The following is a 21,850-nucleotide window of genomic DNA, read 5'->3' as shown; positions in this document are numbered from 1 at the left end:
CAACGATCTCCTCGGGCTTCGGGTGCTTTGCCATCTTGTCCGTCCTCCAGGCTTAAAAGCCATACCAAAGGGCGGACCACTTCAATGGGGGCGGACCATCGCGACGCGCCCAGCGACCAACTTTAAGTCGCGCTGGGCCGTACTTGGTCCCAGATCAAGCTCCTCTGTGCCGCCACCCGTCTGGGAAAGGCCCGACCGCAACCAATCCCCCTTACAAAAACCCCATCCCTTGCCAAACCCTCACCACACCGCACATGACGGACACCCCCACAAGGAACCCCGCCATGACCGCCACCCTCCCCAAATCCATGCGCCAGATCCGGTTCACCGCCGCCGGCGGGCCGGAGGTGTTGGCCGTCGAGACGGTGGGGCTGCCCGAGGCCGGGCCGGGGCAGGTGCTCATCGAGGTGGTGGCCGCGGGGGTGAACCGGCCGGACATCCAGCAGCGCGAGGGCAAGTATCCGCCGCCGAAGGGCGCGACGGAGATTCCCGGCCTCGAAGTCGCCGGCCGGATCGTGGCCCTGGGGGAGGGCGTCACGGGGCTCGGCCTCGGGGACGAGGTCTGCGCGCTCACCCTCAGCGGCGGCTACGCCGAGTTCGCCGTGGCGGAGGCCGGGCAGTGCCTGCCGCGCCCCGCGCCCCTGTCCCTGGTCGAGGCCGCGGGCATCCCCGAGACCTATTTCACCGTCTATTCCACCGTGATCGAGCGCGGCCGGCTCCAGCCCGGCGAGGCTTTCCTGGTCCATGGCGGATCGAGCGGCATCGGCTCCACGGCGATCCAGATCGCCCGGCACCACGGCGCCCGGGTGTTCGCCACGGCGGGCTCGGCGGAGAAATGCGCCTTCTGCGTCGATCTCGGCGCCGAGGCGGCCATCAACTATCGCGACGAGGATTTCGTCGAGCGGGTGAAGGCCCTCACGAACGGCAACGGCGTCGACGTGATCCTCGACATGGTGGGCGCGCCGTATCTGGCGAAGAACCTGTCGGCCTTGGCCATCGAGGGGCGCCTCGTCCAGATCGCCTTCATGCAGGGCTACAAGGTCGAGTCCTTCAGCATGACGCCCATCATGATGAAGCGCCTCACCGTCACGGGCGCCACCCTGCGGGCCCGGCCGAAATCCGAAAAGGCCGCCATCGCCCGGGGGCTCGCCCGGGATGTCTGGCCCCTCCTCGACGCCGGGACGATCCGGCCGGTCATCCACGCGACCTTCCCCCTCGAAGACGCGGCCCGCGCCCACGAACTCATGGAATCCAGCGCGCATCTCGGCAAGATCCTGCTGGTGACGGGGCGCTGAGCTTAGGAACTCCCGATCCGACCCGGCGTTTGACCTCCGAACACAGTCACGCGTCCGGGCGATTCGCCCTGGGCGCCATCCACGAGAGGTCACATGGCAGAGCAGCTTCACGGACAGGATTCCCGCCAGGGCAAGAAGGGCAAGCCGGTCCTCGCCGTCCTGCTGGGGAGCCTCGCGCTCCTGGCGGTGGCCATCGTCGGCCTGATGACCTGGCAGGGCTCGCAGTCCCCGCCGGACTACGCGTCGCAGACTCGGGCCGGCGCCCAGAACCCGGCCGCCCCCGGCCAGGCGAACAACGGCCTGAAGTCGGACATGCCCGCCAGCACCGGCAGCACCGTCCCGGCCAACACCCAGCCGTCCACGAACTCCGCGCGCTGATCGCTCGGACCGAACCAGAGGCCGGCCCCGCACCCGCGGGCCGGCCTTTTTCGTTGGGATCGACGGCAGGCGGGATGCGTCCGGCATGACCAACCACGTCACGACGCGCTGCACGGTCCGCGGCCCCGCGGAAGCGGTGGCGGCGTTCCGGGCGCTGATGGTGGTGGCGGTGGATCCGCCCCGGCGTCCCGCCCTGGCCTCGCCCGTCCCGGGCTTGCTGGCGCGCCTGCGCGGCCTCGTCCGGGGGTGTGAACCGGGCGCGGCGCCGCCCGTCGAGCCGCTCCTGGCGATGGACTTCGACCGCATCCTGCCGATGCCGGCCTCGCTCACCGCCTATCCCGAACAGACCGCCTGGCTCTTGGAGCACTGGGGCACCCAGCGCAACGCGGAGGCCTACACGGAGACGGCGTGGCACCGGGACGGCACCGCCGTGCTGGAGTTCTGCATCGCCACGGCCTGGAGCTTTCCCGCACCGGTGTTCGCGGCGCTGCACGGCCGCTTCCCGACCCTGTCGTTCGACATCGTCGGGTTCGAGGAGGCCTGGCAGTTCGCCGTCGCGGGCATCTACGGCCCGGGGGAAACCGGCGCCGTCGAGATCGAGCCGACCGCCGACCTCTACGCGCGGGTGTACGGCGTGCCGCCCGAGCCGGGCGAGGAGGCCTGACGCCGAAGGCCCATCCGCATCACCCCTGCCGCCGCTCGAACCGGATCGGCCGGTGCCCGTCCACGCCGACGCGCATGTCGACGGTCCAGAAGCCGCCCTCGTCGCCCGCGAGGGTGAAGTGCAGGGCGTAGACGAGGGGGTCCGACGCCGGATGGTCGCGGAACTCGACTTCATCGAGCCACCATGCCGCGTCGCCCCCGCAGGCCCTGCGCCGATCCACGAACAGATCGAGGTAGGCCGCCGCCGTCGCGCCCAGGGCGGGCAGCGACGCCGGCATGGCGTCCGCCACGGCGGCCTGGGCGGGGTGCACCGCCCCGTTCCGGTCGTCGAGGTAGAGGCGGATCGGGCCGATCGCCGCGACCCAGCCCGACCCCGCGCGGGTGTAGCTCAGCGTCACCGCACCACCGACGCGAGGCGCCGCCTCAGCGGGTGGGGACCGGCGTCTCGCCGCGGTAATCGTAGAAGCCGCGCTTCACCTTGCGGCCGAGCCAGCCGGCCTCGACGTATTTCACCAGGAGCGGGCAGGGGCGGTACTTCGAATCGGCCAGCCCCTCGTAGAGCACCTGCATCACCGACAGGCAGGTGTCGAGGCCGATGAAGTCGGCGAGCTGGAGTGGCCCCATGGGGTGGTTCGCCCCGAGCTTCATCGCCGTGTCGATGGATTCCACCGAGCCGACGCCCTCGTAGAGGGTGTAGATCGCTTCGTTGATCATCGGCAGCAGGATGCGGTTGACGATGAAGGCCGGGAAATCCTCCGACATGGTCGAGGTCTTGCCGAGCTTGGCGATGAACGCCTTGGCGGATTCGTAGGTCGGGTCTTCCGTGGCGATGCCGCGGATGAGCTCCACGAGCTGCATCACCGGCACGGGGTTCATGAAGTGGATGCCGATGAATCGCTCGGGCCGGTCCGTGGACGCGGCGAGCCGCGTGATCGAGATGGACGAGGTGTTGGTGGCGACCAGGGCCTCGGGGCGCAGGGAGGCGCACAGGGTGCTGAAGATCTGGCGCTTGGTGGTCTCGTCCTCCGTCGCCGCCTCGATGACGAGGTCGCACGGCGCGAGGTCGTCGAAGCTTTCCGCCCCGACGATGCGGCCGACGGCGCTGCGGCGCTGCTCCTCGGGGATCGTGCCCTTGGCGACCTGACGGGCGAGGTTGCCGTCGATGGTGGCCAGCCCGCTACGGATGCGGGCGGGATCGCGGTCGTTCAACCGGACGTCGAGACCCGCCATGGCGCAGACATGGGCGATGCCGCTGCCCATCTGCCCGGCGCCGACGATCCCGACGGTCCTGATATCGATGCCCATTGCGGTGAATCCAAACCCCCGAGGCGCTTCACGCCCACCGCCGGAGCGACCCGGCGGCAGGTAGGTCTGCGGCTATGAAAACGCGCGTCGCACCAGAATCTTAGACCATTTCCAACCCGAGGGCAGCCCGGCGGAGACCGTTATTCTCGCGCCGGACCCTTGCCGGACCCTTGGGCGCGGCCGCCCTCGTCGGCGGTCCTACTGCCCCTTGGCCTTGACCAGCTCGGCCTGGAAGTCGGGCACCACCTGGAACAGGTCGCCGACGAGGCCGTAATCCGCCACCTGGAAGATCGGCGCGTCCTCGTCCTTGTTGATGGCGACGATGACCTTCGAGTCCTTCATGCCGGCGAGGTGCTGGATCGCGCCCGAGATGCCCACCGCCACGTAGAGGTCGGGGGCCACCACCTTGCCGGTCTGACCGACCTGCCAGTCGTTGGGGGCGTAGCCCGCATCGACCGCCGCGCGCGAGGCGCCGACCGCCGCGCCCAGGGCGTCGGCCAGGGGCTCGATGAGCTCCTTGAACTTGTCGGCCGAGCCCAGCGACCGGCCGCCCGAGACGATGATGCGCGCGGCGGCGAGTTCCGGACGGTCGGATTTGGCGATCTCCTCGCCCTTGAAGGTCGAGGCGCCGGCGGCCGGTGCGGCCCCCGAGACGGCCTCGACGGGGGCGGCGGCCCCGCCCTCGACGGCGGCCTTGAACGCGGCCGTGCGGACGGTGATGACCTTCTTGGGCTCCTTCGCCTGCACGGTCTGGATGGCGTTGCCGGCGTAGATCGGCCGCTCGAACGTGTCGGGCGAGACCACCGTGATGATGTCGGAGATCTGGGCCACGTCGAGGAGGGCGGCGACGCGCGGCAGTACGTTCTTGCCCGTGGTCGAGGCGGCGGCGATGACCACGTCGTAGGCGCCCGCGAGGGCGGCGATCCCGGCGGCGGTGGGCTCGGCCAGCGCGTGGTCGTAGACGGCGTCCTCGGAGAGCAGCACCTTCTCGACGCCCTCCAGCTTGGCGGCGGCCTCGGCGGCGGTGCGGCCGCCGGAGCCCAGCACCAGGACGTGGACGGGCGCGCCGAGTTGGGCGGCGGCGGTGAGGGCCTTCAGGCTCGCATCGCGAACCGCACCGTTGTCGTGCTCGATGTAGAGGAGGGTGGCCATTCGGGGGACCTCGGGAAGTGTCGGGGCCGGGGGCCCGTCGCCGTCGCGGCGCCGGGCCTCACACGGGGGAGGGCGAGGAGAGGTTAGGAGGCGGGGTCAGATGACCCCGGCTTCGACCTTGAGCTTTTCGACCAGGGCCTTGGCCGACTCGACCTTGACGCCCGCCTTGCGGCCAGCGGGCTCGACGGTCTTCAGCACCGTGATCCGGGGGGTGACGTCGATGCCCAGCGCATCGGGAGTCAGCTCCTCCAGGGGCTTCTTCTTCGCCTTCATGATGTTGGGCAAGCTCGCGTAGCGCGGCTCGTTGAGGCGCAGGTCCGTGGTGACGATGGCCGGCAGCTTGAGGCTCACGGTCTGCAGGCCGCCGTCGACCTCGCGGGTCACGTCGATGGCGCCGTCGCCGAACTCGACCCGGAAGGCGAAGGTACCCTGCGGCCAGTCGAGGAGGGCGGCCAGCATTTGGCCGGTCTGGTTGGAATCGTCGTCGATGGCCTGCTTGCCGAGGATGACGAGCTCCGGGCCCTCCTTGTCCACCAGGGCCTTGAGGATCTTGGCCACGGCGAGGGGCTCCACGAGCCCGTCGGTCTTCACCAGGATGGCACGGTCGGCGCCCATGGCGAGGGCCGTGCGCAGGGTCTCCTGCGCCTGCTGCGGGCCGATCGACACCGCCACGATCTCCGTGACCTTGCCCTTCTCCTTCAGCCGAATGGCCTCCTCGACGGCGATCTCGTCGAAGGGGTTCATGGACATCTTGACGTTGGCCAGATCCACGCCCGAGCCGTCCGCCTTGACCCGGATCTTCACGTTGTAATCGACGACCCGCTTGACGGGCACCAGAACCTTCATGGCGGTCACTATCCTCCGCGCGGATGTTTTTGGGGAGGGCCGGCGCGGCGCGCGGAGGACCCCCGGCACGTCCGGCGATCCAGAACCCTCTCATTTGAGGCGGCGGACCGTAACGACGAGGTTTCGGCCTTGTCAACGCACGTGCGGGGACGCACCCCGCGCCGGGGGACCCGATGAATTCACCGAGCGGCGCTTCCGGGGGCGGACCAAGTCGCCGTCCAGACATCGCGAGACGGCCCTCCACCCGTGGCGACGGCCTTCGTACCTCCCGCGGGCCGCGCCGGTCTCACCTCCCGAAAGGCGATGGCCTTCACGCATCGCGCGGGATGCGCGGGCCCCCTCTCCTGAAAGGAGAGCGGGCCTGTCGTGCTCCACGCCGGCTCAGTGCGGATTTCGAAAAGAGGCAGTCAGCGGATGTGAGAATCCGGCACGGACCGGGACGGCGTGCCGCCCGCGATCGGATCAGCGATGTTCCGATCAGCGGTTCTTGCCCGGCACCCACAGCACGTCGTCGGCGCCGTTGGCGTTGGCCGTGCGGCTCGCCACGAACAGGAAGTCCGACAGGCGGTTGAGGTATTGCAGGGCCGGCGCCGAGACGACCTCGCCCTCCGTCGCCGCGAGGGCCACGGCCAGCCGCTCGGCCCGGCGGCAGACGGTGCGGGCGAGGTGCAGGGCGGCGGAGGCCGCCGAGCCGCCGGGCAGCACAAAGGATTTCAGGGGCGACAGGTGCGCGTTCAGGGTGTCGATGTCGGCTTCCAGGCGCTTCACCTGGGCGTCGACCATGCGCAGGGGCTCGTAGGGCAGCGGCGTGCCGGTCTCGGGCGTGGCGAGGTCGGCGCCGAGGTCGAACAGGTCGTTCTGGATCAGGCCCAGCATCGTATCCAAAGCCGGTTCGGCATGGAGCCGGACGAGGCCGATGCAGGCATTGGTCTCGTCCACCGTGCCGTAGGTCTCGATGCGCAGATCCGCCTTCGAGCGGCGCTCGCCGCTGGCCAGGGCCGTCGAGCCCTTGTCGCCCGTGCGGGTGTAGATGCGGTTGAGCGTGACCACGGGCTGTCCGATCGTCGGAGGGGCAGGCATGCCCCGGGGAACAGAGAGATCCCGGGAAACGCCCGAGCCCTGCCGGTCGATCCTTCGGGCACCGGAATCCGCCGGACGTGTCCCTGGATCCGCTCAGGTCAGAACGTGTAACCGATCTTGCCGCCGTAATTGGTCAGGCCGCGGTTGTTGCTGCACAGGCCTGCGTTCGACATGTGCTCGACGGTGGCCATGATGCTCCAACGCTCGCTGAGGCGGAAGCCGAGGGCGGCGGCCTCGCGGAACAGGGGACTGCAGCCGAGGGAATTGAAGCCGGGCGGCGTGGTGGCCTTCAGGCCGGTGTGGCCGTTATGGGCGGCGGCACCGAAGAAGCCTTCGAGGAAGACGATGTTGTTGAAGGTCTGCGGGAACAGGTCCACGGTCCAGGTCGCGCCGAGATAGGTGTAGCTGGTGCGGCCGCCAAAATTGTAGCTGCCGCCCGCGGTGGGACGCGGCACGAAGGCCTGCCAGAACGGATCGAGGCTCACCAGCGGCTTGGCGAACAGAATCTCGCCGTTGATGTTGTTGGTGTCGCGCTCGGCGCTGCCGGGGTCCTGCACGGCGCCGCCGATGCGGACCTCCGAGACGAAGCTCATGGGCTTGACCGGGGCCGCGTAGGCGGCCGGCATCGATCCGCCGCGCAGATCGGCGGCCTGGACCGGGACGGCGGCCAGGGCGAGGGCGCCGGCGAGCAGACGGGACGAGTTGGAAAGCATCGGGACCGATCCGGTTGTAGCGGGCCTGTCTAGCACGGGGCCACGGAGCCGCGTCAGGCCACGGACCGCTTAATCCGCCCCATCCTCCCCGATAGACCGGCGGTGAGACCTCCCCGCCACACCCCGGGGGATCCCGCCGGGACCGGAACGATCAGGTCGAGCGCCACCACACCACGCCCATGATCAGGACGATGGCCACGAATTGCAGCAGGACGCGCAGGCGCATGAGCCTCTGCGAGACGTTGGCGCTGCCGCCCCGCATCATGTTGACGAGGCCGAGCAGCAGCACGACGGCCACCGCGGCGCAGGCGAGGAGAACGAGGGTGTTGGAGGACATCACGGGGTCAGGATCTCGCGGCTGGGGCGTCGGCGCGCCGATCGGAACAGGGGGCCGAGCGCCGACACGACGGTACGCTCCCCATATGGACTTCGGCTCCGTCGCCGCCCAGGGGCCGGGATTTCGGCATCGGTCGCGAGGGCGAAATTGCGCGGATCAATGTCCGACAACGCGTCGCGGTCGGCGTGGAGCGCGACGGGCCCCCTCTGCGAAACGGCGATCATTTCCTGACGAGGCGGCGTTGTCCGCGCCTCACCACACCGCGCTGGCCCGGAAAGAGCGGGGGACCGCTCAGTTCCGGCGCAGCAGGCGCTCGAAATAGTCGAGCTCCTCGCGCGGGCGGCTCGGGTCGCCGAGCTTGCGCCGCAGCTCCTCGAGGATCCGGCGGGTGCGCTGGACGGCGGATTCGTCGGCAGTGGGCACCCGGGCGTTGCCGCTCGTCATGTTGCGCCCCTTGTTGGGACGCCCAAGGGGGTCGTTCTCGCTGTTGCCCGCCTGGCCCTGCTGACTCGGGTTCTGCCCCCCCTCCTGCTGGCCGTCCCCCTCGCCTTCGCCCTCCGCCATCTCCTGCATCTGCTTCTGCATGCCCTCGGCGCCGCGCTTGAGCCCGTCGAGGGCACGCCCCTGTGCATCGACGGCATCGCCCTCGCGGCCCTGGCCCAGCGCCCCTTCGGCCTCGCGCATGGCCTCTTCGGCCTCGGACAGGCCGTCCTCGCCCTCCATGCCGAGGTCCTTCATCTTGCGCTGCAGATCCTGGAGGCGCTCCCGCAGGGCCTGCTGGCGCTCGCCCTGTCCTTGACCCTTCTGGCCCTTCTGGCCCTGGCCCTGCTGGCCTTCGCCGTTCTGGCCCTGACCCGGCTGGCCCTGTCCCGGCTGGCCCTTCTGGCCGGGCTGCTGCTGACCGCGCGGCGGGCGCTGACCGGGCCGGGGCTGGCCGGACCCGCCTTCCTTGTCCTGGCCCTCCTTGAAGGTCTGGTCGCGCAGCTCCTGCTGCTCGCGGGAGAGCTTGTCGAGTTCGTCGGCCTGCTTCGCCATCTCGCGCGAACTCGGATCGGCCTTGCCGCCGGGCTCGGCGGTCTGGAGGTTCTCGAGGATCTCGCGCAGCTGCTCGAGGAGCCTCTGGGCCTCCGCCGTGTCGCCGCGCTTCATCGCGTCGGCCATGTCCTTCAGCATCTTGTTGAGGTCGTCGGGGGTCACGGTCTTGCCCCCTTGGGCCGGCGGCTGGCCGTCGGCCTTGGGCTTCTGGCCCTTCTCCTTCTGGCGCTCGGCCATGTTCTTCATGAACGTGTCGAGGGCCTTCTTCAGATCCTCCGTGAGCTTCTGGATCTCCTCGTCGGGGGCGTTGCGCTCGATGGCCTGCTTGAGGTTGTCCTGGGCCGCGCGCAGGCTCTTCTCGGCGTCCGAGAGGTCGCCATCCTCGATCTTGAGGGCCATCTCCCACAGGAGGTCGGCGACCTCCATCAGGGCCTCGTCGTTGCGGGCGGCGCGCAGGCGGCGCGATGCGGTCTTGAGACCGAGGAACACGCTCGGCTGCGGGGTGAAGCGGTCGGGCGCGATGAGGAGGGCGTCGAGGGCGGTGAGGACCCGGCCCCGGCTCTCGTCGGGGGCGGTGATGAGGCGGCGGCGCTCCTCCGCCAGGGACCGAGCCAGGGGTTGGGTGAACACGCGGGCCGGCAGGGTGATCTCCGCCGTCTCCGTGCGGCCCTCCTGGCCGGCCTCGTCCTTCGCCACCAGGGTGAGGCGCACCCGGGCGCCCGACCACGGATTGTCGGTGAGATCGACCAGGGTCTTGGTGTCGGCCTCGCCGGCGGCGTCGGCCGGCAGCGCGAGCGCGATGCGCGGCGGCGGCACCAGGGCGCGGGTGCCGGCCAGGGGCTCGACGATCCCCTCGGCCGACGCGATGCCGTAATCGTCCTTGGCCCGGTAGGTCAGGTTGAAGGTGCCGCGGGTGTTGACCTCGAGGGCGCCGATGCGGCGGATCTCGGGCGGCAGGTCGGGAATCGTCTCGACGACGAGGTGCTGGAGCGGCGCCCCGCCGGCCGCGATGGTGAGTTCGGCGGTGCCGCCCGTGAGCCGGAACCGGTCCTCGCGCAGGTCCGCGTGCGGCGGCTTGTTCGCCTGTGGGGCTTTGTCCCCCTGCGGGGCTTGTGCCGGCAACGCCGTCAGGCCGGATTTCGCGTCGAGGGTCGCCGCGCCGTGGCCGGCGATGCGGATGATCAGGGTGGAATTGACCGGCGCGCGCAGGCGCTGCTCGGTGCCGTTCATGGTTACCACCAGGGGCGGCAGGCGGGTGTAGAGGGGCGGGTCGATCCAGCCGTCGACCCGGAAGCTCGGGGCGGGCGGGGGCGGCAGGGTCCAGTCGAAGGCGCCCGCGAGGCGCTGGCGCCACTCGGCCCCGGCGACGAACAGGCTGGCGACGGCCGCCACCAGGAGGGCGGCGCGCAGGGCGAAGGGATCGCGCCGGGGCATGTCGGGCCGGGGCGGGGCGGCCTTCAGGCGGGCCACCGCCTCGGCCGACCGGCGCTGGTGCAAGGCCCACAGGGCCCGGGTCGCGGGGTCCGCGGTGCCGAGCGCCAGGGTGTCCTCGATGGCCGAGGCCGGACCGTGGACGAGGGCGCCGTCGCGGCCGGCGGCCTCGCGGTCGATGCGGGCCAGGGCGGCGCGCCGGCTCGGGCGCCGCAGGGTCGCCAGCGGCAGGAGGGCGGCCACGAGGGCGAGGCCGAAGACGGCGAGCCCCACCATGCGCCACGTCGGCGAGAGGTCGAGCCACAGGCCGAGCCAGGACAGGGTGAGGAAGGCGAGTACGAGTCCGAGCCCGCGCCACAGGATCGGCCAGGCGCCTTCCCACAGCGCGGCCGTCTGCGACCGGGAGACGAGGCGGTCGAGGCGCCCGCGAAGGGCGGCGCCGCCGACGGTGGTGGCACCACCCGGGCTGGAAGCGCGTGTCGCGCCGGACGTCGCCGGGTCGGCCTCGGCCATCGTGTCGGGTTCCTCTGGCGCCGTGATCCTCTGACGCCGGACGCGCAAGCTAGCATGGTGGCCGCCGGGGGCGATCGGGTCAAATCAGCCCATAGCGCGCCGGGGCGGAGCGTCGATCTGAACCGAGGCGCCCCGGCCGGGGTTGTGGATCGATTGCACATGACGAAGGGGGCATCCGATGTCCGAGGTACAGCAGGCCGGGCCGGGCGATTCGGCCGCACGCAGCATGGTCGATGCGCTGGTGCGCACCCGCCGCACGGGACTCGCGGCGACGGCGGCCCTCGGCGGCCTCGCCCTGGTGGCGGCCCTCGCCACGAAGGCCCTGCGGGGGGCGCCCGCCGCGCAGTCGGGCGATCCCAAGGCCTCCGATCCAAAGAGCACCGACACGAAAGCGCCCGCCCCCCCCGGCGCCACGCCGTTCGACCACATCGCGGTGGCCGAGGACGAGGCCCGGACCATGCTGCGCGCCATGGTGGCGGCGACCCTGGCGGACGGTCTGGTGGATGCGGGCGAGCGCAAGCGCCTCGACGACGCCCTGGCGGCGGCGGGCATCGAGGCCGACGGTCGGCGCTGGCTCGAGGCGGAACTCGCCGACCCGGCGGACGTGGACGACATCGCCGAGCGGGCGACCAACCCCGAGCAGGCGGCCCGCATCTACGCGGCGGCGCGCCTCGCCATCGACCCCGACACCCTGCAGGAACGCAAGTTCCTCCAGGACCTGGCCGAGGCGCTGGATCTCCCCGTCGAGGCGACCGAGCGGCTGGAGGCGGAACTGGCGGCGTGAGTCCGAGATCGTTTCCCCGGCCGGGATCGACCGAACCACTCGAAGCGCATCCCCTCGCCCCGCTTGCGGGGAGAGGCGATGCACTCAGGCGTTCAGTAAACTTTTGACGATCTGCGCCGGGGGGTTACCCCAAACTCTCAAGCCGTCTCCGCCAGCCACTCCGGCACGCGGTCGAGGCCGATGAGTTCCTCGTAGGTCTGGCGCGGGCGCACCACGGCCCAGTCGGCGCCGCGCACCAGCACCTCGGGCACGAGGCGGCGGGTGTTGTAGGTGCCGGCCTGGACGGCGCCGTAGGCGCCGGCACTCATCACCGCCATGAGGTCGCCGGGGGCCACCTCGGGGATGTCACGGGCGAGCGCGATGTAGTCGCCGCTCTCGCAGACGGGGCCGACCACGTCGGCGACGAGCCGGGGCGTCTTGGGACCGGCCTCGAGGACCGGACGCAGGCCGTGATAGGCGTCGTAGAGGGTCGGGCGGATGAGGTCGTTCATGGCCGCGTCGACGATGACGAAGGTCCGGCCTTCCGCGCGCTTCACGTAGAGCACGCGGGTGACGAGGATGCCGGCGTTCCCAGCGATCATCCGGCCGATCTCGAACACCGGGCGCAGGCCCAGACTCGTGAAGTGCGGGCGCAGGATCGCCGCCAGGGCCGAGGGGTCCGGCGGCGGCGCGTTGTCGTCGCGGTAGGGAATGCCGAGGCCGCCGCCGAAATCGATGTGGTGCAGGGCGTGGCCGTCGGCGAGAAGATCACGGGCGAGGCCAGCGAGCAGACGAGCAGCATGGTCGAAAGGCGCCAGATCGGTGATCTGGCTGCCGATGTGCATGTCGACGCCGGAGACCGCGAGGCCCGGCAGGGTGGCGGCGTGGGCGTAGACCGCGCGTGCGCGCGCGATCGGAATGCCGAACTTGTTCTCGGATTTGCCCGTGGAGATCTTCGCGTGGGTTCCGGCGTCGACGTCGGGGTTCACCCGGATCGAGACGGGGGCCGTGAGGCCGAGGCCGGCGGCGACCCCCGACAGCACGGCGAGTTCGGGCTCGCTCTCGACGTTGAAGCAGTAGATGCCGGCCTTGAGGGCGGCGGCCATCTCGTCGGGGGTCTTGCCAACGCCGGAGAACACGATCCGCTGCGGATCGACTCCGGCGGCCAGAGCCCGGCGGAGTTCGCCTTCCGACACGATGTCCATGCCCGCCCCCTGGCGGGCGAGGGTGGCGAGCACCGCCTGGTTGGAATTCGCCTTCATGGCGTAGCACACCAGGGCGTCGTCGCCCGCGAACGCCTCGGCGAACACCCGGTAATGCCGCTCCAGGGTGGCGGTGGCGTAGCAGTAGAACGGCGTCCCGACCGCGTCGGCGAGGCCCGTCAGATCGACGTCCTCGGCCGCGAGGCGACCGTCGCGGTAATGGAAGTGATGCATCGCGTGGCCTTGGACGCAGGGCTTTTCGGAAGGGCTTTTGGACAACGGGCTTTTGGACAACGGGCGTCCGGACGACGGGTCTTGGGCACCCGAGAGGACGAAGATCCCGGAGGGCGAAAACCCCGGAGGAGGCCGACCCTAGAGGAGCGGGTCGAGGAAGAACGGCTGCTTCGGAACGACGTAGCCGCGCTTGGCGCCGCGCCCGGTCAGGATCGGCGCCTCGCTGCCCGACCCCGGCACCACGGCGGCGTCGAGCTCGTCGCCGGCCCGCACCGCATCGGGATCCGGCGTGGCGGCACCGCCGCCGAGGCCGACGCTTTGGGGGAGGGCGCGGGGGCTCGCGGGCGCCGTGCCGGAGAGGCGCGCGGTGGGCGGATTCGGCGCGGCGGAGCCCGGCGGCGGTTCGAGGCCGCCGCGCCGGCCGCAGCCGGCGGTCGCCAAGGCGACGAGGCCGAAGGCCGCGAGGATCGTGAGGGGGCGCGACGGGGCGCCGTGGGATCTGGGCATCGGGGCTTTGGGGGTCCGGCACGCGAATGGCCGCCAGCATAGCGGCTGTAGGCCCGCGACGCGAGGGAAACGGCCGCGCTTATCCCGTGGCGCGCATGGGTCCACTGTAAAACCGGTCCACTGGAAAACCGGTCCACCGGAAAAACGGTGCTGCGGAAAACCGGGCCGCACCCTGCGGTGCGGCCCGGCCGAGACCACGGGGTGGTCCGGCTACTTCTTGTTGGCGGGGTTCTTCTCGTAGGCGTCGATGGCCCGGCGGCAATTCTCCGACAGCTTGGTCCAGTTGGTCTGGAAGCACTTGTCCATGGCCGGATCGTCGGGGGAGATGTTGCCGCAATAAGTCAGGTAGTCGCCGGTGCAGTACTTCTTCAGGGTCTCATTGCCGCGCTTGGTCTGCGGCGCCGGCTGCGCCAGGGCCGGAGCCGCGGCGAGGGACGCCGTGGCGGCCAGGGCGAGGACGATCGAAGCTAGTTTCTTGGCCATAGGGGGCGCAGTCCGTCTCGAAGTCAGGAGGGAATGGGCGACCGGATGCTGTGCTCGCGTGGTCGAAACAAGGCACATGCATGGTCGACGCATGGAAAGTTTGCTTATCTACGCCGCAGCCTGAACGAGACGCAACGGCGCGTCGGGAGCCCCGTTCAGCGGGGGAACCCGTTCAGGAGCGCGCCATCGGATAGGCATCGACGGCGGGCAGGCGGTCGCGGCGCATGAGACTGTCGGCCACGTCCGTGATCCGGGCCCGCAGGGCGGCGGTGTCGGCGTCCTGGGGCGCCGTGCGCGCCACGGAGCGCGCCAGGGCCTCCTCGGCGGTGGCGAGGCTCGCCCGCAGGGTCTCGCGTTCCGCCGTCAGGGTCGCGCACCGGGCGGCGAGGTCGATCCGCGCCGGGTCGCCGTCCGCGGCGGGCGCGGCATGATGGCGCCGCACGAGATCGTCGAGCAGATCGCGATGCGCGTCCTCTAGGACCCGCAGGGTGGCGAGCCCGACCGCGCCGTCGGCCCGCGCGACGGTGAGGTCGCGTTCCACGCCGTCGAGGGTGGCCCGGGTCTCGGCGATTTCCGCCTGCCGCTCGCGCAGGGCCGCCTCCCGCGCCTCGACGGCCCGGGAGAGGGCGGCGGCCTCGAGGGTGCGGGCGCCGATGGCGGCCATGTCGGCGTGGCGGGCGGCCTGCACGGTCTCGACCCGGCGCTCCAGGCGGCGGCGCGCCACGGCGAACTCGGCCCGCAGGTGATCCTTCTCGGCTGCGACCTCGGCCACGGACAGGGGCAGCCGGGCCTCGATCCGGCGGCGGGACAGGCGGATGGCGCGCGCGTTCACCGCCGGCAGCAGCAACAGGGCGCACAGGGCGGCGGCGAGGAAGCCGAGCGCGAAGATCATCACGGTTTCGATCACGCGGGCACCCTCATCCCTCACACCGCAACAAGCCGATCGCGGCCGTCGTCACGGCCGCGTCAGGTGCTTTAACCCGAGTCGATGAGGCAGGGCGAGGGTGGGCGTGCCACACCCCGCCCCGGAGTGGTGTGCGGAACGCCCCGGGGCGCGGCCCATGCCCGCACCGGGCGGGGAGGGACTTCGGGCGAGCGTTCCTCAGAACGGGTTCCAGGTCGGCTTGTCGGTGAACTTGAGGTAGCCGATGTTGATGCCGAGACGCGCGCCGACGCCCGTGCGGATCGGCACCACCACGACATCGTCGGCGGTCACCGCCGTCATGCCGAAGCCGCCGATGAAGTAGGCCGAGCCGTCGACGCCGACGAAGCGGCGGTAGAGCCCCTGCACCGACGGCAGGTTGTAGACGAGCATCATCGTCCGGTCGCCGTCGCCGCCGACGTCGAACCCGATGGACGGGCCCTGCCAGTAGATGCGGCGCTTGCCGGCGTTGCGGGTGTAGAACGTGCCCTCGCCGTAGCGCACGCCGCCCACGATGGCGCCGGACGCTTCCTGGCCGAGGATGTAGCCGTTGGGCTCGCCCCAGCGTCGGGTCGCCTCCTCGACGGTGAGGGCGAGGCCGCGCGACATCGAGCCGAAGAAGCGGTGGCCGTTGTCGACGATCTCGGCGGGCCGGAAGGTGCCGGACCCGGCTTCGTCCGGGGCGGCCGGCGCCGTGCGGGCCGGACCGGCCAGGACGGGTGTGCCGTGGACGAACGCCGGGGCGAGCAGCGCGGCGGCCAGGGCGAGGCGGGCGCCGAACCGGGCCGGGGCGGGGCGGGGGGAGGGACAGATCAGCATCGTGCCTCGTCGCGTGCGGTGCCGGATGGCGTCCCGGCGAAAGATCCCGAGCGAGAGGTCCCCAGCGGGAGACCCCCAGCAACAGACTCCGGGCCACGCTCCTGCGCCCGGATCACCCCGATCATGACGCGAGACAAGGTCAACATCGGGTTAACGCGAACGCATGCGGTCAACGCGAACGGATGGCGCTCAGACGTGATGCCCGGCGGTGGCGCCGACCGACCGGCGCGGCGCCGGGCTGGACGCCGGCAGGGCGAGGCGGGTGGCATAGGTCCGGTCGCCCAGGGCCGCGAAGGGGCCGTTGCGGTAGTGGCGCCCGTAATGCCCGTAGGTGATGGCTTCGCCCGACGGCACCACGACGCAACCGCCCGCGCTGGTGAGCACGTGGTCGCCGGCCGCCGTGTCCCATTCCATGGTGGGTCCGCAGCGCACGTAGATGTCGGCCTCGCCCGAGGCGATGAGGCAGAACTTGAGGGCGGAGGCCGCGCCCCGCCGCCCGCCCACGGGCAGGTGGGAGAGACAGGCCTCCGTCTCGGCGTCGCCGTGCCGGCTGCTCACGAGGGCGACGAGGCCGTCGGCCGGCACCGGGCGCACGCCGATGGCCCGGTGCGGCCCCGGCCGGCCGGCGACGATGGTCGCCTCGAAGGCCGTGGCGCCAGCGCCCCAGACCCGGCCGAGACCGGGGGCGGCGAGCGCCGCCGCCACGGGGCGGTCACCCTGAACGAGGCCGATGTTGACGCTGTATTCCGTGTTGCCGGCGAGGAAGTCCTTCGTTCCGTCGAGGGGATCGACGAGGAAGAACAGGTCGGCCGGCGGACGGTCGTAGGAGGATTCTTCGGCCACCACCGGGATGTCCGGCCAGTGCCGCCCGAGGGCTTCGAGGATCAGAGCCTCGGAGGCCGTGTCGGCGAGGCTCGCGGGGGAGCCGTCGCCCTTCAGCACGTGCGGACAGTCGCCGCCGTGGTAGCCCCGGAGGATCTCGCCCGCCTCGCAGGCGATCTCCGTCAATGTTGCGGCGATCCGGTCGCGCGTCGGGGCGTCGAGATGCATGATCCCTAACCTCATGCCCCGGCGCGGACGGGTTGTCGAGCCGGGGTATGGCCGCGCGGGACGCTTTTCCGGTCCGGCATCGGCGCTTTTCCGGTCTGCCGTCGGCGCTTTTCCGGTCTGCCGTCGGCGCTTCCCAAAGTATCCGGCGCCGTCTATCGGTGCCCTTGGCGATCGGCCGCGACGGTGCGCAGGACAGTCCGGCGATATCGCCGGCGGCCCCTTACAGTGCCTCGCGCGGAGCGCAAGATGACCCTCGTCCAACTCGATGCCCTCGACCTCTCTGCACTGCTGTGCTCCCGGGTCTGCCACGACGTGATCAGCCCGGTGGGCGCCATCGTGAACGGCCTCGAGGTGCTGGAGGACGAGTCCGACGCCTCCATGCGCGAATTCGCCCTCGAACTCATCGCCAAGAGCGCCCGCCAGGCCTCTGCCCGGCTCCAGTTCGCCCGCATCGCCTTCGGGGCGGCGGGCTCGGCCGGGGCCTCCATCGACCTCGCCGACGCCGAGAAGGTCTCGCGCGGCATGTTCACCGACGACAAGACCCAGCTCGCCTGGAGCGCGCCCCAGGCCCTGTACCCGAAGAACAAGGTCAAGCTGATCCTCAACCTCGTGGTGATCGCCCAGAGCGCGATCCCGCGCGGCGGCCTCATCGACGTGACCGTGAAGGGCGATGGCGAAGCGCCGACCATCGTCATCACCGCCAAGGGCTCGCACGCGCGCATTCCGCCTCATGTCGAGGCGCTCATGGCCGGCACCCCCGAGGGCGGCACCGTGGACGCCCACGCGATCCTGCCGTTCTATGCCGGCCTCGTGGCGCGCGCCGCGCAGATGGACGTGAGCTTCGCGATCACCGGCGACAGGGTGACCATCGGGGCGGTGCCGACGCCGGAGCCCGACGCGAGCCCGGCGCCCGAAGCGACCGCGGCGCCGCACCCGTCCGACGACGAGCCGCCGGAAACCGCCCTCGCCTGATCCGGCGGACCCGAGGATCGGGTGGGGTGCGGGGCCCGGCCGGCATCGCGTCATCCGGGGACCGGGCTCGCGGACGCGCGGCGAACTCCATTAACCATAGTCCGACACGAGGCGGCGCAATAACAAATATTGCTCCGTTCCGTTCCATCGTCTCGTCAAAGGAAACCGTTCACTAACCCATGCCGGCACAATGTCCGTCTGCACAGACCGTAGTGCGTATCTGGACCGAGTGCCTCTCATGGACGACTTGTTGCGTGAGTTCCTGACCGAGAGCGCCGAGCATCTCGACACCGTCGATGCCGAGCTCGTGCGTTTCGAGCAGGACCCGAACAACCAGACGATCCTCCGGAACATCTTCCGCCTCGTCCACACCATCAAGGGCACCTGCGGGTTCCTCGGCCTGCCGCGCCTGGAAGCCCTGGCGCACGCCGCCGAGACCCTGATGGGCCAGTTCCGCGACGGGATGCCGGTGACCGGCCCCGCCGTGAGCCTGATCCTCGTCACCCTCGACCGCCTCAAGTCGATCCTGGGCGACCTCGAGAAGACCGGCACCGAGCCGACGGGCAGCGACGACGACCTCATCGACGCCCTCGACGTGATGTCGGCCGGGCCGATGGAAGCCGCGGCCCCGGTGGCCGCGCCGGTCCCGGCGCCGGAGATCAGGCTCCCCGAGCCGGTCTCGCGCGAACTGAAGCCCGGCGAGGTCACCCTCGACGATCTCGAGCGCGCCTTCCTCGAGGCGGAAGGCCCGGACCCGTTCGACGCCCCCCTGCCCGTGATCGCCGCGGCGCCCGCGCCGGTGGCCGCCCCCTCGGCAGCCCCCTCGGCCGCCAAGGCACCCGCCCCGGTCTCCGCGCCCGCCCCCGTGGCCTTGGCGCCCGCCCACGACGAGCCGGCCGCCAAGGCCCCGGCCAAGGACGGCCCCTCCGAGGGCGGCACCGAAGGTGGCATCGCCAAGGTCCAGACCATCCGGGTGAACGTCGACACCCTCGAACACCTCATGACGATGGTGTCCGAGCTGGTGCTGACCCGCAACCAGCTCCTCGAGATCGCCCGCCGCCACGACGATTCCACCTACAAGGTGCCCCTGCAGCGCCTCAGCCACGTGACGGCCGAGCTGCAGGAAGGCGTCATGAAGACGCGCATGCAGCCCATCGGCAACGCCTGGCAGAAGCTGCCCCGCGTGGTCCGCGACCTGTCGTCGGAACTCGGCAAGCACATCGAGCTCGTGATGAGCGGCGCCGAGACCGAACTCGACCGCCAGGTCCTGGAGGTGATCAAGGATCCCCTCACCCACATGGTGCGCAACTCCGCCGACCACGGCATCGAGTCGGCCGCCGACCGCAAGGCCGCCGGCAAGCCGGCGCGGGGCACCATCCGCCTGTCCGCCTATCACGAGGGCGGCACCATCACGATCGAGATCGCCGACGACGGCAAGGGCCTCGACCTCGCCGCCATCCGCCGCAAGGCCGTGGAGCGCAAGGTCGCGTCCCAGGCCGAAGTCGAGCGCATGACCGACGCCCAGGTGGCGAAGTTCATCTTCCACCCCGGCTTCTCGACGGCCGCCGCCATCACCTCGGTCTCGGGCCGCGGCGTCGGCATGGACGTGGTCAAGACGAACATCGAGCTCATCGGCGGCGTCATCGACATCAACACCCAGCTCGGGCGCGGCACCACCTTCACCATCAAGATCCCCCTGACCCTGGCGATCATCGCCGCCCTCATCGTCAAGGCCGGCGCCCAGCGCTTCGCGGTGCCGCAGGTGGCGGTGCTGGAGCTCGTGCGCGTCGACAAGTCGACGGCCCAGCAGGTCGAGCGCATCAACGGCTCGCCGGTGCTGCGCCTGCGCGAGCGGCTCCTGCCCATCGTCACCCTGACGGGCGTGCTCGGCCAGGCGGCCTCCGCGGCGCCCATCGATTCCGGCTTCGTGGTGGTGGCCCAGGTCGGGCGCCAGCGCTTCGGCATCCTCGTGGACGAGGTCTTCCACACGGAGGAGATCGTCGTGAAGCCGATGTCCTCGAAGCTGCGCCACCTGCCGCTGTTCGCCGGCAACACCATCCTGGGCGACGGCGCCGTGGTGCTCATCGTCGATCCCAACGGCATCGCCCAGCAGGTCAGCCAGAGCGCCCAGTCCGGCGCGATCCCCGTCGAGGCCGAGGCCGAGGAGACAGAGGCCGCCGATGCCAAGGCGACCCTCCTGGTCTTCAAGGGCGGGGCCGGCAGCTACAAGGCCGTCCCCCTCTCCCTCGTCACCCGCCTCGAGGAGATCGACGCGGCGAAGGTCGAGTGGGTCGGCGGGCGTCCGCTCATCCAGTATCGCGGCCGCCTGATGCCCCTGGTGCCGGCCGATTCCTCCATCACCATCCGGGATTCCGGCACCCAGGCCCTGGTGGTGTTCTCCGACGGCGAGCGTGCCATGGGCCTCGTGGTCGACGAGATCGTCGACATCGTCGAGGAGCGCCTCGACGTCGAGATCTCCGCCGACCGCTCCGACCTCATCGGCTCGGCGGTCCTGCGCGGCCGCGCCACGGAGATCATCAACATCGCCCACTTCCTGCCGCTCGCCTACGACGACTGGGCGCGCGGCCCGAAGAAGGCGGCCAAGCGCTCCTCGACCCTGCTGCTCGTCGACGACTCGGCCTTCTTCCGGGACATGCTGTCCCCGGTCCTCAAGGCGGCCGGCTACAACGTGATCACGGCGGCCAGCGCCGACGAAGCGGTGGCGACCCTGCTTTCCAACGGCCGCGTCGACGTGGTGGTCTGCGACCTCGAAATGCCGGGCCGCAACGGCTTCGACCTCGTCGGCGCCATGCGCAAGGTCGAAGGCCGCGTCGCCGGCCTGCCGGTGATCGGCCTCTCGGGCACCATCGGTCCCGACGCCATCGCGCGCGCCCGGACCCTCTCCATCCTCGACCTCGTCGCCAAGTTCGACCGCAGCGGTCTCATCGCGGCCCTCGCCGAGATCGATGTCGCCCCCGCCGCCCAAGCCAACGCTACCCAAGCCAACGCCGCCTGATGCCGGCCCTCGTGCACGTTCGGAGCTCCAGTCCATGATGCAGGCCGCAAACAGCAACGCCGCGCGGGCGGATGCCGCCACCACCAACGACTTCGTCACGGTGTTCGTCGGCGAGACCATGTTCGGTCTCGCCATCGACCGGGTCCACGACGTCTTCATCCCCGCCGGCGTGACGCCGGTGCCACTGTCGCCGCCGGAGATCGTCGGCCTGCTCAACCTGCGCGGCCGGGTGGTCACCGCCCTGTGCCTGCGGCGCCGGCTCAGCCTGCCCGACCGGGACGGCGAGGCCAACCGCATGGCCATCGGCCTGGAGCAGGGCGGCGAGACCTTCGCCCTCATCGTCGACGGCGTCGGCGAGGTCCTGAAGCTCGGGCCCGACACCCACGAGCCGGTGCCGATCAACCTCGACGCACGCTGGCGCGACCTGTCGCTCGGCGTCCACCGCCTCCAGGGCCACCTCCTCGTGATCCTCGACGTCGATGCGCTCCTGGCCTTCGGCACCCCCCGCCTCGCCGCCGGCGCGGCCTGATCCCATGCGCCGCTTGCCGATCCCGCCGCTTTCCACGGGGACACACCGATGAAGACCTGCCTCGTCGTCGACGATTCCGCCGTGATCCGGAAGGTGGCCCGCCGGATCTTCGAGACCATGAACTTTCAGGTCGGGGAGGCCGAGGACGGCCAGATGGCGCTCGCCGCCTGCGGCGAGGCCATGCCGGACGCGATCCTGCTCGACTGGAACATGCCGACCATGGACGGCTACGACTTCCTCAAGGCCCTGCGCCAGACGCCGGGCGGCGAGAAGCCGAAGGTGCTGTTCTGCACCACCGAGAACGATGTCGGCGCCATCGCCCGCGCCCTGCACGCGGGCGCCGACGAGTACATCATGAAGCCGTTCGATCGCGAGATCGTGACCGCCAAGCTCGCTCAGGTCGGTTTCGTCAACGAGACAGCCTTCGCCAGCGAGGCCGGCGCCCTCTGAGACCACCCGCCGGGCGTCCCGCCCGGCTGGACGAGACCCGCCCCCGTCCGCTCAGCCGAAGCGTCAAGGACCCATGCTGGCACTCAACCCACTCTCCGCCGCTCCCTACACGGGACCGGCCGCCTCGGGACTAGGCACGACGGGACCGGCCACGA

At 71.1% G+C, this 21,850-nt stretch carries 22 protein-coding genes; 8 read left to right on the top strand and 14 right to left on the bottom strand.

The window, feature by feature from the left end; all coding sequences use genetic code 11:
* The first annotated feature begins 284 nt into the window (after nt 1-284).
* From ASF22_RS03845 to ASF22_RS23590, 3 genes are all read left to right on the top strand, one after another.
* Entirely contained in the window at nt 285-1,295 is a 1,011-nt protein-coding gene (locus tag ASF22_RS03845; protein ID WP_056261594.1) for an NAD(P)H-quinone oxidoreductase, read from the top strand.
* A 93-nt stretch (nt 1,296-1,388) separates the two neighbouring features.
* Nucleotides 1,389-1,673, top strand: a complete 285-nt coding sequence (locus tag ASF22_RS03840) for a hypothetical protein (RefSeq protein ID WP_056175471.1) — start codon at nt 1,389-1,391, stop codon at nt 1,671-1,673.
* An 85-nt stretch (nt 1,674-1,758) separates the two neighbouring features.
* Complete coding sequence (locus tag ASF22_RS23590; RefSeq protein ID WP_056261591.1) at nt 1,759-2,337, top strand: hypothetical protein; 579 nt, start codon at nt 1,759-1,761, stop codon at nt 2,335-2,337.
* Between the two features lie 19 nt (nt 2,338-2,356).
* Here the strand turns inward: ASF22_RS23590 and ASF22_RS03830 are convergent, their stop codons facing one another.
* The 8 genes from ASF22_RS03830 to ASF22_RS03795 form a co-directional block, all read right to left on the bottom strand.
* Nucleotides 2,357-2,734: a hypothetical protein gene (locus ASF22_RS03830; protein ID WP_056261588.1), complete on the bottom strand. Its 378-nt coding sequence runs from the start codon at nt 2,732-2,734 to the stop codon at nt 2,357-2,359.
* A gap of 25 nt (nt 2,735-2,759) precedes the next feature.
* Nucleotides 2,760-3,641, bottom strand: coding sequence for a 3-hydroxybutyryl-CoA dehydrogenase (locus ASF22_RS03825; protein ID WP_056175461.1), 882 nt, complete (start codon nt 3,639-3,641; stop codon nt 2,760-2,762).
* Nucleotides 3,642-3,839: 198 nt separating this feature from the next.
* On the bottom strand, nt 3,840-4,793 hold the full coding sequence (locus ASF22_RS03820) for an FAD-binding protein (RefSeq protein WP_056261584.1): 954 nt from the start codon (nt 4,791-4,793) through the stop codon (nt 3,840-3,842).
* Nucleotides 4,794-4,889: 96 nt separating this feature from the next.
* Nucleotides 4,890-5,639 (bottom strand): electron transfer flavoprotein subunit beta/FixA family protein, encoded by a 750-nt coding sequence (locus ASF22_RS03815; RefSeq protein ID WP_056175455.1) that lies wholly within the window; start codon nt 5,637-5,639, stop codon nt 4,890-4,892.
* 477 nt (nt 5,640-6,116) lie between these two features.
* Nucleotides 6,117-6,689 carry a cob(I)yrinic acid a,c-diamide adenosyltransferase gene (locus ASF22_RS03810; RefSeq protein WP_056175453.1) on the bottom strand — a complete coding sequence of 191 codons (573 nt, stop codon included), beginning with the start codon at nt 6,687-6,689 and terminating at the stop codon, nt 6,117-6,119.
* A 128-nt stretch (nt 6,690-6,817) separates the two neighbouring features.
* A complete protein-coding gene (locus ASF22_RS03805; RefSeq protein WP_056261582.1) occupies nt 6,818-7,432 on the bottom strand; it encodes an acyloxyacyl hydrolase in 615 nt (204 codons plus the stop codon).
* A gap of 151 nt (nt 7,433-7,583) precedes the next feature.
* Nucleotides 7,584-7,769: a twin transmembrane helix small protein gene (locus ASF22_RS03800; protein ID WP_056175447.1), complete on the bottom strand. Its 186-nt coding sequence runs from the start codon at nt 7,767-7,769 to the stop codon at nt 7,584-7,586.
* Between the two features lie 291 nt (nt 7,770-8,060).
* Nucleotides 8,061-10,748, bottom strand: a complete 2,688-nt coding sequence (locus tag ASF22_RS03795; protein WP_056261579.1) for a TIGR02302 family protein — start codon at nt 10,746-10,748, stop codon at nt 8,061-8,063.
* A 178-nt stretch (nt 10,749-10,926) separates the two neighbouring features.
* Here ASF22_RS03795 and ASF22_RS03790 point away from each other — a divergent pair, with 178 nt between their 5' ends.
* Nucleotides 10,927-11,532: a DUF533 domain-containing protein gene (locus tag ASF22_RS03790; RefSeq protein ID WP_244474192.1), complete on the top strand. Its 606-nt coding sequence runs from the start codon at nt 10,927-10,929 to the stop codon at nt 11,530-11,532.
* A gap of 137 nt (nt 11,533-11,669) precedes the next feature.
* Here ASF22_RS03790 and lysA read toward each other — a convergent pair whose 3' ends face one another.
* The 6 genes from lysA to ASF22_RS03760 form a co-directional block, all read right to left on the bottom strand.
* The gene (gene lysA, locus ASF22_RS03785; protein WP_056261576.1) at nt 11,670-12,947 is read right to left on the bottom strand and encodes a diaminopimelate decarboxylase; all 1,278 of its coding nucleotides are present in this window, start codon (nt 12,945-12,947) and stop codon (nt 11,670-11,672) included.
* 138 nt (nt 12,948-13,085) lie between these two features.
* Nucleotides 13,086-13,454 carry a lipoprotein gene (locus ASF22_RS03780; RefSeq protein ID WP_056261573.1) on the bottom strand — a complete coding sequence of 123 codons (369 nt, stop codon included), beginning with the start codon at nt 13,452-13,454 and terminating at the stop codon, nt 13,086-13,088.
* A 210-nt stretch (nt 13,455-13,664) separates the two neighbouring features.
* Complete coding sequence (locus ASF22_RS03775) at nt 13,665-13,937, bottom strand: hypothetical protein (protein WP_056175436.1); 273 nt, start codon at nt 13,935-13,937, stop codon at nt 13,665-13,667.
* Nucleotides 13,938-14,109: 172 nt separating this feature from the next.
* Nucleotides 14,110-14,844 carry a hypothetical protein gene (locus ASF22_RS03770; protein ID WP_082483498.1) on the bottom strand — a complete coding sequence of 245 codons (735 nt, stop codon included), beginning with the start codon at nt 14,842-14,844 and terminating at the stop codon, nt 14,110-14,112.
* A gap of 195 nt (nt 14,845-15,039) precedes the next feature.
* Nucleotides 15,040-15,678, bottom strand: coding sequence for a DUF1134 domain-containing protein (locus tag ASF22_RS03765; RefSeq protein WP_056261567.1), 639 nt, complete (start codon nt 15,676-15,678; stop codon nt 15,040-15,042).
* 189 nt (nt 15,679-15,867) lie between these two features.
* Nucleotides 15,868-16,728, bottom strand: a complete 861-nt coding sequence (locus ASF22_RS03760) for a 3'(2'),5'-bisphosphate nucleotidase CysQ (protein WP_082479211.1) — start codon at nt 16,726-16,728, stop codon at nt 15,868-15,870.
* A 246-nt stretch (nt 16,729-16,974) separates the two neighbouring features.
* On the opposite strand from ASF22_RS03760, the gene ASF22_RS03755 reads away from it, so the two are divergent.
* The 4 genes from ASF22_RS03755 (at nt 16,975) to ASF22_RS03740 (ending at nt 21,695) form a co-directional block, all read left to right on the top strand.
* A complete protein-coding gene (locus ASF22_RS03755) occupies nt 16,975-17,700 on the top strand; it encodes a histidine phosphotransferase family protein (RefSeq protein ID WP_056261564.1) in 726 nt (241 codons plus the stop codon).
* Between the two features lie 238 nt (nt 17,701-17,938).
* Nucleotides 17,939-20,716, top strand: a complete 2,778-nt coding sequence (locus tag ASF22_RS03750) for a hybrid sensor histidine kinase/response regulator (protein WP_056261562.1) — start codon at nt 17,939-17,941, stop codon at nt 20,714-20,716.
* 37 nt (nt 20,717-20,753) lie between these two features.
* Nucleotides 20,754-21,245, top strand: a complete 492-nt coding sequence (locus ASF22_RS03745; RefSeq protein ID WP_056175682.1) for a chemotaxis protein CheW — start codon at nt 20,754-20,756, stop codon at nt 21,243-21,245.
* 48 nt (nt 21,246-21,293) lie between these two features.
* Nucleotides 21,294-21,695, top strand: coding sequence for a response regulator (locus ASF22_RS03740; protein ID WP_056175413.1), 402 nt, complete (start codon nt 21,294-21,296; stop codon nt 21,693-21,695).
* Nucleotides 21,696-21,850: the final 155 nt, after the last annotated feature.

The sequence above is a fragment of the Methylobacterium sp. Leaf87 genome, from assembly GCF_001422775.1.
GTDB lineage: Bacteria > Pseudomonadota > Alphaproteobacteria > Rhizobiales > Beijerinckiaceae > Methylobacterium.
Note: the sequence above shows the minus strand (reverse complement) of the source record. Positions and strands in the feature narration are given on the sequence as shown.

Coding starts and splice junctions, on each gene's coding strand:
- ASF22_RS03845 (WP_056261594.1), top strand. CDS start 285: ATGACCGCCACCCTCCCCAAATCCATGCGCCAGATCCGGTTCACCGCC.
- ASF22_RS03840 (WP_056175471.1), top strand. CDS start 1,389: ATGGCAGAGCAGCTTCACGGACAGGATTCCCGCCAGGGCAAGAAGGGC.
- ASF22_RS23590 (WP_056261591.1), top strand. CDS start 1,759: ATGACCAACCACGTCACGACGCGCTGCACGGTCCGCGGCCCCGCGGAA.
- ASF22_RS03825 (WP_056175461.1), bottom strand. CDS start 3,641: ATGGGCATCGATATCAGGACCGTCGGGATCGTCGGCGCCGGGCAGATG.
- ASF22_RS03820 (WP_056261584.1), bottom strand. CDS start 4,793: ATGGCCACCCTCCTCTACATCGAGCACGACAACGGTGCGGTTCGCGAT.
- ASF22_RS03815 (WP_056175455.1), bottom strand. CDS start 5,639: ATGAAGGTTCTGGTGCCCGTCAAGCGGGTCGTCGATTACAACGTGAAG.
- ASF22_RS03805 (WP_056261582.1), bottom strand. CDS start 7,432: ATGCTTTCCAACTCGTCCCGTCTGCTCGCCGGCGCCCTCGCCCTGGCC.
- ASF22_RS03800 (WP_056175447.1), bottom strand. CDS start 7,769: ATGTCCTCCAACACCCTCGTTCTCCTCGCCTGCGCCGCGGTGGCCGTC.
- ASF22_RS03795 (WP_056261579.1), bottom strand. CDS start 10,748: ATGGCCGAGGCCGACCCGGCGACGTCCGGCGCGACACGCGCTTCCAGC.
- ASF22_RS03790 (WP_244474192.1), top strand. CDS start 10,927: ATGTCCGAGGTACAGCAGGCCGGGCCGGGCGATTCGGCCGCACGCAGC.
- lysA (WP_056261576.1), bottom strand. CDS start 12,947: ATGCATCACTTCCATTACCGCGACGGTCGCCTCGCGGCCGAGGACGTC.
- ASF22_RS03780 (WP_056261573.1), bottom strand. CDS start 13,454: ATGCCCAGATCCCACGGCGCCCCGTCGCGCCCCCTCACGATCCTCGCG.
- ASF22_RS03775 (WP_056175436.1), bottom strand. CDS start 13,937: ATGGCCAAGAAACTAGCTTCGATCGTCCTCGCCCTGGCCGCCACGGCG.
- ASF22_RS03765 (WP_056261567.1), bottom strand. CDS start 15,678: ATGCTGATCTGTCCCTCCCCCCGCCCCGCCCCGGCCCGGTTCGGCGCC.
- ASF22_RS03760 (WP_082479211.1), bottom strand. CDS start 16,728: ATGCATCTCGACGCCCCGACGCGCGACCGGATCGCCGCAACATTGACG.
- ASF22_RS03755 (WP_056261564.1), top strand. CDS start 16,975: ATGACCCTCGTCCAACTCGATGCCCTCGACCTCTCTGCACTGCTGTGC.
- ASF22_RS03750 (WP_056261562.1), top strand. CDS start 17,939: ATGGACGACTTGTTGCGTGAGTTCCTGACCGAGAGCGCCGAGCATCTC.
- ASF22_RS03745 (WP_056175682.1), top strand. CDS start 20,754: ATGCAGGCCGCAAACAGCAACGCCGCGCGGGCGGATGCCGCCACCACC.
- ASF22_RS03740 (WP_056175413.1), top strand. CDS start 21,294: ATGAAGACCTGCCTCGTCGTCGACGATTCCGCCGTGATCCGGAAGGTG.